Raw genomic sequence first — 6631 nt, forward strand, 5'->3', positions numbered from 1 at the left:
AGGCGAATCATGAAGAAGAGCTCCCTGCTCGCGGTGGCTGCCCTCAGCAGCGCCGCGGCCCTCCTCCTGGCCGGCTGTTCCGGCAGCACGACCCCCACCGGCAGCGGCGATCCCGAAGAGCCCGCTGACGCGCAGCGCGCCTGCGTGATCCTGCCCGACGCCGCGTCCTCGCCGCGCTGGGAGAACTTCGACCGCAAGTACCTGCAGGAGGGCCTGGAGGGCGCCGGCTTCGACGTCGACATCCAGAACGCCCAGGGTGACGCCTCGAAGTACGCCACGATCGCGGACCAGCAGCTCACGCAGGGCTGCGGCGTCATGCTGCTCGTCGACTACAACGGCGCGGCCAAGGGCGTCGCCGCCAAGGCCAAGGGCCAGGGCATCCCGGTCATCGCGTACGACCGCCCGTTCGAGGGCGCCGACTACTACGTGTCCTTCGACAACGTCGAGGTGGGTCGCCTGCAGGGCCAGACGGTGCTCGACGGCCTCGAGGCCGCCGGCAAGGACCCGAAGACGGCGCAGGTGTTCTACATGGGCGGCGACCCGACCGACGGCAACGCGAAGATGTTCCACGACGGCGCCGTCGAGGTCATGGAGGCGGCGGGCGTCAAGGCGGTCGCCGAGCCCAAGGGCGTCTGGGACGGTGGCGTCACCCAGACCAACTTCGAGCAGGCGCTCACGGCCAACGACGGAAAGGTCGACGGCGTGTGGGCGGCCAACGACACCAACGCCGACGGCGTCATCAAGGTCCTGCAGGACAAGAGCATCACGGGAGTGGCCGTCTCCGGTCAGGATGCGAACCTCGAGGGGCTCCGCAACATCCTCGCCGGCTGGCAGACCGCGACGGTCTACAAGCCGGTCAAGCTCGAGGCCGACAAGGCCGTCGAGATCGCCGTCGCCCTGCTGAAGGGCGAGACGCCGACCGCCGACCAGGAGCTCGAGGACGGCACGCCCTACATCGCCGTCACGCCTCAGCTGGTCGGTCCGGAGCAGGTGAAGGATGTCGTCGCCGCCGGTGACGCGTCCGCGTCGGAGATCTGCTCCGGCGACATCGCCGGGGTCAGCATGGCCGACAAGTGCGCGGAGTTCGGGGTCGAGTAACCCGTCCCGGCGCCGGGGCGTCGCGTCCTCACCGACGCGGCGCCCCACGCGCGCACCGGTGCAGAGGGCACACCATCCAGCGCAAGGAAGCGAACATGACACAACCGATCATCGAACTGCGGGACGTGAAGAAGTCCTTCGGTCCGGTCAGCGTCCTCCGCGGCGTGGGCCTCAAGGTCCACCCCGGCAGGGTCACCGCGCTCGTCGGCGACAACGGCGCCGGCAAGTCCACCCTCATCAAGGGCCTTGCGGGCGTCCAGCCCTACGACGAGGGCGAGGTCCTCTTCGACGGGGAGCCCGCCGTCCTGCACACGCCGCGCGACGCGTCCCACCTCGGCATCGAGGTCGTCTACCAGGACCTCGCGCTGTGCGACAACCTCGACATCGTCCAGAACATGTTCCTCGGCCGGGAGGAGACCTCCGGGGGCACCTTCGACGAGGGCCGTATGGAGCGCGACGCGTCCGACACGCTGCGCTCGCTCTCCGTGCGCACCGTCAAGTCCGTCCGGCAGAAGGTCTCGAGCCTCTCCGGCGGGCAGCGCCAGACCGTCGCGATCGCGCGCGCCGTCCTGAAGAAGGCGCGGGTCGTGATCCTCGACGAGCCGACCGCCGCGCTCGGCGTCGCGCAGACCGAGCAGGTGCTGAACCTCGTCACCCGGCTGTCCGAGCAGGGCGTCGCGGTCGTGCTGATCAGCCACAACCTCGCGGACGTCTTCGCCGTCGCGGACGACATCGCCGTCCTCTATCTCGGCCAGATGGTCGCGCAGGTCCCGACCGCGGAGACCGACCGCGACGAGATCGTCGGCTACATCACCGGAACCAAGACCCCGCCCGGCGTCGAACTCGTCGGCACCAGCACCATCCCGACCGGAGGCGACCTGTGAGCGTGGACACCAGCACCCGGACGGCGGCGGGGCCCGACCCGCTCGCCGGCGACGCGATCGGCTCCGGCGTCGAAGGCGGGCTCGGCGATCAGATCGGCGCGTGGCTGCAGCGCGTGCGCGGCGGCGAGATGGGCGCTCTCCCCGCGATCGCCGGTCTCATCGTCCTCGTCATCCTGTTCGGCATTCTGAACCGGTTCTTCCTCACGCCCATCAACTTCGCGAACCTCATGAACCAGGCGGCGCCGCTCGTCGTCCTGGGCATGGCGCTCGTGTTCGTGCTGCTGCTCGGCGAGATCGACCTGTCCGCCGGCGTCACGGGCGGCGTCGCGATGGCGACCTTCGTCGTGCTCAACGTCAAGCAGGGCTACCCGTGGCCGCTCGCCCTCCTGATCGGGTTCGGTGTGGGCCTCGCGACCGGCGCGCTGATCGGCTTCCTCGTCGCGCGGGTCGGCATCCCGTCGTTCGTCGTCACGCTGGGGCTGTTCCTCGGCTATCAGGGTCTGGCGCTCCTCATCATCGGCGCCGGCGGGCTGTATCCGATCAACGCGCCGGAGCTCATCGCCCTGCAGAACGGCCGGCTCCCCGTCTGGGGCGGCTGGGTCATGCTCGCCGTCATCCTCGCGATCTCCGGCGGCATGTCGTTCTGGGACCGTCGCCGCCGCACGCGCGCCGGTGTCCCCAACCGGGCGATCTCTCTCGTGTGGATCAAGCTCGCCGCGATCGCGATCCTCGGCGGCATCGCCGTGGCGATCCTCAACCTCAACCGCTCGCAGTCGGTCATCCCGATCGAGGGCGTGCCGATCATCGTGCCGATCGTCCTGGCGATCCTGTGGGTCGGCACGTTCGTGCTCGACCGGACGACGTTCGGACGCTACGTCTACGCGATCGGCGGCAACGCCGAGGCGGCGCGCCGCGCGGGCATCAAGGTGCGGTGGGTGAAGTGGGGCTGCTTCGTGATCTGCTCCGGCCTCGCCGTCGTGGCGGGCCTCTTCGCGCAGACGCGCCTGGGGTCGGTGGACGGCGCGGCCGGACGCGACATCGTCCTCTCCGGCGTGGCGGCGGCCGTCGTCGGCGGCGTCAGCCTCTTCGGCGGACGCGGCCGGCTCGTGCATGCCGCGATCGGGGCGCTCATGATCGCGACGATCATCAACGGCCTGGCGCTCCTGCGCCTGGACGCGGGCGTCTACCTCATCGTCACGGGCGGCGTCCTCATCCTCGCGGCGACGGTGGATGCCGTCTCGCGGCTGCGCGGCGGCGGTATCCGCACCTAACGGCGCGTGCTCCACAGCGCCCAGGCCACGAGGACGGGCTGGAACGCGAGGCGGACGAACCGCGCCCGGTCGTCGTCGAGGCCGAAGCCCTTCCGCTTGCCGAGGGCCTGCGCGATGTTGCCGGGGAAGATCGCGACGAAGAACGCGGCGAGGATCGCGCCGACGCGGTGGCGCTCCTTCGGCAGCGCGATGAGCGCGGCGCCCAGCATGATCTCCACGGCGCCGGACGCCACGACCACGGCGTCCTTGTCGATCGGGAGGACCTCCGTGACGAGATCCGGGACCTGCGCCTGGAACTCCTCGCCGGCCCAGAACAGGTGACTGGTTCCGGCGAACATCATGGCGGCGGCGAGGATCCAGCGAGCGGTGGTCTTCATCATCCGAGTATGGGTCACGCCGCGCCGCGGCGGCGGTCAGGACAGGAGGTCATCGACCCAGCGCGGGACGATCACGCTCGCGGGGCCGGCGCGCACCTCGTCGAACGGCACGTCCGCGGCCGTCGGCAGGAGATTGAGCTCCATCGTCCGCGCGCCGAACGCCGCCGCCAGCGCGGCATAGCCGGCGGCCGGATAGACGGCGCCGGAGGTCCCGATCGCGGCGAACGCATCGCACGCCAGGACGGCGCTCTCGATGCGGTCGAGCTCGTACGGCAGCTCGCCGAACCACACGACATCCGGCCGCAGCTCCCGGCGCCCGCACGCCGGGCACGCGGGCCGCCCGACGAGATCGCCCTCCCACGCGGGCCGCGCCCCGCACGCCGCGCACCGGGCACGGCGCAGCTCGCCGTGCATGTGCACGAGGTTCACCGACCCGGCGCGCTCGTGCAGGTCGTCGACGTTCTGGGTCACGACCAGGACATCGTCGCCGAGCGCGCCCTCCAGCCGCGCGAGCGCCCGGTGGGCGGCGTTCGGCTCGACGGCCGCCAGGGCGCGGCGCCGCTCGTCGTAGAAGCGCTGCACCCGGTCCGGATCCCGCGCGAACCCCTCGGGCGTCGCGACGTCCTCGACGCGGTGCCCCTCCCAGAGGCCGTCCGCGTCGCGGAAGGTCGGCACCCCGCTCTCCGCGGAGATGCCCGCCCCCGTGAGCACGACGATGCGCATGCCGTCCATTGTGCCGGGCTGAGTAGGCTGGCGAGGTGAGCGAAGCACGGGCGATCGTGCGGATGCCGGACGGCACCGTGAAACAGGTCGGTCCCCTGACGGGGACCCGCGTCTGGACGGTCCCCGGCCGCGCCGGACGGCCCATCGACGTGCCGCCCGCCGCACCCCGCCGCCTGGCGCGCGGTGAGGAGCACCGGCTGTGCGGGTTCTGCGCCGACCGGCAGCTGGAGACCACGCCGGAGAAGGCGCGGCTCGTCGGCCCCGACTTCACCGAGCTTCGCCGCGTCCCCGCCGCGGAGCTCGGCGACACGGTCGCCGAGTTCCGCCGCTTCGGCAACCTGTTCGAGATCGTCTCGGCGGAGTACTGGCGGGAGAACCACGGCTTCCGCCAGCCCGCCTCGGTGTTCGAGTGGGCCCGCGCGTACCTCTCCGACCCGGTGGGGCGCGCCCACATCGAGCGGCTCGCCGCCATCCGGGCGCAGGCCTCCGGCGAGGCGACCTCGATCGAGGAGGCCGCCCTCGACCTCCTCGGCGGCTCGCACGACGTCGTGGTCGCGCGCCGCCACGTCGTCGACGGCGCCGAGACCGACGATCAGCTCGTCTCCTCCGGCGCGCTGACCCCCGGGGAGCACGCCGCCTACATGGCCTTCACCGTCCGCTCGCTCGCGGAGATCCAGTCCGCGCAGCCGCACGCCGCGTACGTCGCCGTCTTCCAGAACTGGCTCCGCCCCGCCGGGGCTTCCTTCGAGCATCTGCACAAGCAGCTCGTCGCGATCGACGAGTCCGGCCCGCAGGTCGACCGCGAACTGCGGATGCTGGCATCCGATCGGCGCCTCTACCAGCACGAGATCGCCGACCTCGCCGTCGCGGAGCGGCTCGTCGTGGCCGCGAACGACGGCGCCGTCGCGTTCGCGGGCATCGGACACCGCTATCCCGCGTTCGAGGTGTTCTCCACGAGCGCCGCGAACCTGCCGCAGCAGCATTCGGATGCCGGCATCCGCGCCGTCTCCGACCTCGTGCACGCGCTGCACGCCGCGACCGGCGTCCACGTGCCGACGAACGAGGAGTGGCACTACCGGCCGCCCGGCGCACCGTGGCCGATGCCCTGGCGCGTGGTCCTGAAATGGCGGATCTCCACGCCCGCCGGCTTCGAGGGCGGCACGAAGGTGTACGTCAACACGATCGACCCGTGGGAGCTGCGACGGCGCGCCGTCGCCGCCCTCGCACAGCTGCGCGCCGAGGGGCGCCTGGCGGACGGCATCCGGATCGGCGACGAGTGCGACGCCGCCGACGCACGGCTGCGCTACGCGGACGACGGGGACGACGACGAATGAGCATCCCCTTCGAGCAGCTGCGCCGCTGGCCGGACGTCGAGGCGCCGGATCTCGCGGCGGTGGATGCCGCGGACCGGCTGATCCTCGACGAGTCGGCGGCGGCGCGCGCCGGAGCGGGGCCGGACGAGGTCGTCGTCGTCGGCGACGCGTACGGCGCGCTCGCGCTGGGCGCCGTCGCCGACGGGGCCGAGCGCGTCCGCGTGCACCAGGATGCGCTGCTGGGCGAGCGCGCCCTCGCCGCGAACGCCGACCGCCTCGGTCTCGCCGGCCGCACGACCCCGCTCCCCCTGACGGCCGAGCTCGTGGCCGGCGCGCGCGTCGTGCTGCTGCGCCTGCCCCGGTCCCTCGATGCCCTCCGCGACATCGCCGGTCTCGTCGCCGCGCACGCCGACCCCGCCGTACGGGTCTTCGCCGGCGGGCGCATCAAGCACATGACGCTCGCGATGAACGACGTGCTCGGCGCGCATTTCGCGCGGGTCGACGTCACCCACGCGCGGCAGAAGTCCCGCGTCCTCATCGCCACCGCGCCGACCGGGGGAGCCGACCCCGTCGCCGCCGCCGCGCAGGAGGGCGATCTCTTCCTCCGCGCCTACGGCGGCGTGTTCGCCGGTGCCGGGCTCGACATCGGCACGCGCCTCCTGCTCGCGCACCTCCCGGCCGACCTCTCCGGCGGCTCGGCCGACGACCCGCTCATCGACCTCGCGTGCGGCAGCGGCGCCGTCGCGACGCACCTCGCCCTGCGGCATCCGTCCGCCTTCGTCTACGCGAGCGACCAGTCCGCCGCGGCCGTCCGCTCCGCTCGCGAGACCGCGATCGCGAGCGAGGTCGCCGACCGTATCACGGTCGTGCGCGACGATGCCCTCGCGCGCCGACCCGACGGCAGCGCGTCGTTCATCGCGCTGAACCCGCCGTTCCACAGCGGCTCCGCCGTCACCGACCGGCTC

The 6631-nt window shown here is 72.5% G+C and carries 7 protein-coding genes; 5 read left to right on the plus strand and 2 right to left on the minus strand.

All coding sequences use genetic code 11. The features are described 5' to 3' along the window. Positions 1-9 precede the first annotated feature (9 nt). The 3 genes from MSA03_RS02065 (at position 10) to MSA03_RS02075 (ending at position 3253) form a co-directional block, all read left to right on the plus strand. Positions 10-1098, plus strand: a complete 1089-nt coding sequence (locus MSA03_RS02065; protein WP_147049446.1) for a sugar ABC transporter substrate-binding protein — start codon at positions 10-12, stop codon at positions 1096-1098. Positions 1099-1193: 95 nt separating this feature from the next. Continuing rightward, positions 1194-1982 (plus strand): ATP-binding cassette domain-containing protein, encoded by a 789-nt coding sequence (locus MSA03_RS02070; protein WP_147049447.1) that lies wholly within the window; start codon positions 1194-1196, stop codon positions 1980-1982. 2 nt (positions 1983-1984) lie between these two features. Next, positions 1985-3253, plus strand: a complete 1269-nt coding sequence (locus MSA03_RS02075) for a sugar ABC transporter permease (RefSeq protein WP_147049448.1) — start codon at positions 1985-1987, stop codon at positions 3251-3253. Here the strand turns inward: MSA03_RS02075 and MSA03_RS02080 are convergent. Further along, on the minus strand, positions 3250-3630 hold the full coding sequence (locus tag MSA03_RS02080; protein WP_147049449.1) for a DoxX family protein: 381 nt from the start codon (positions 3628-3630) through the stop codon (positions 3250-3252). The two genes, MSA03_RS02075 and MSA03_RS02080, sit on opposite strands and share 4 nt — an antisense overlap. Before the next feature lie 36 nt (positions 3631-3666). Further along, complete coding sequence (locus MSA03_RS02085) at positions 3667-4353, minus strand: NAD-dependent deacylase (protein ID WP_174799831.1); 687 nt, start codon at positions 4351-4353, stop codon at positions 3667-3669. A 62-nt stretch (positions 4354-4415) separates the two neighbouring features. Here MSA03_RS02085 and MSA03_RS02090 point away from each other — a divergent pair, with 62 nt between their 5' ends. Together MSA03_RS02090 and MSA03_RS02095 are read left to right on the plus strand one after the other, a co-directional pair. Beyond that, positions 4416-5687: a DUF4921 family protein gene (locus MSA03_RS02090; RefSeq protein WP_276523460.1), complete on the plus strand. Its 1272-nt coding sequence runs from the start codon at positions 4416-4418 to the stop codon at positions 5685-5687. Continuing rightward, a partial coding sequence (locus MSA03_RS02095; RefSeq protein WP_147049451.1) for a class I SAM-dependent methyltransferase occupies positions 5684-6631 on the plus strand: 948 nt, incomplete at its 3' end. The genes MSA03_RS02090 and MSA03_RS02095, both read left to right, overlap by 4 nt.

Origin of the sequence: Microbacterium saccharophilum (assembly GCF_007992455.1) — a bacterium.
GTDB classification, from domain to species: domain Bacteria; phylum Actinomycetota; class Actinomycetes; order Actinomycetales; family Microbacteriaceae; genus Microbacterium; species Microbacterium saccharophilum.

Coding starts and splice junctions, on each gene's coding strand:
- MSA03_RS02065 (WP_147049446.1), top strand. CDS start 10: ATGAAGAAGAGCTCCCTGCTCGCGGTGGCTGCCCTCAGCAGCGCCGCG.
- MSA03_RS02070 (WP_147049447.1), top strand. CDS start 1,194: ATGACACAACCGATCATCGAACTGCGGGACGTGAAGAAGTCCTTCGGT.
- MSA03_RS02080 (WP_147049449.1), bottom strand. CDS start 3,630: ATGAAGACCACCGCTCGCTGGATCCTCGCCGCCGCCATGATGTTCGCC.
- MSA03_RS02085 (WP_174799831.1), bottom strand. CDS start 4,353: ATGCGCATCGTCGTGCTCACGGGGGCGGGCATCTCCGCGGAGAGCGGG.
- MSA03_RS02090 (WP_276523460.1), top strand. CDS start 4,416: ATGCCGGACGGCACCGTGAAACAGGTCGGTCCCCTGACGGGGACCCGC.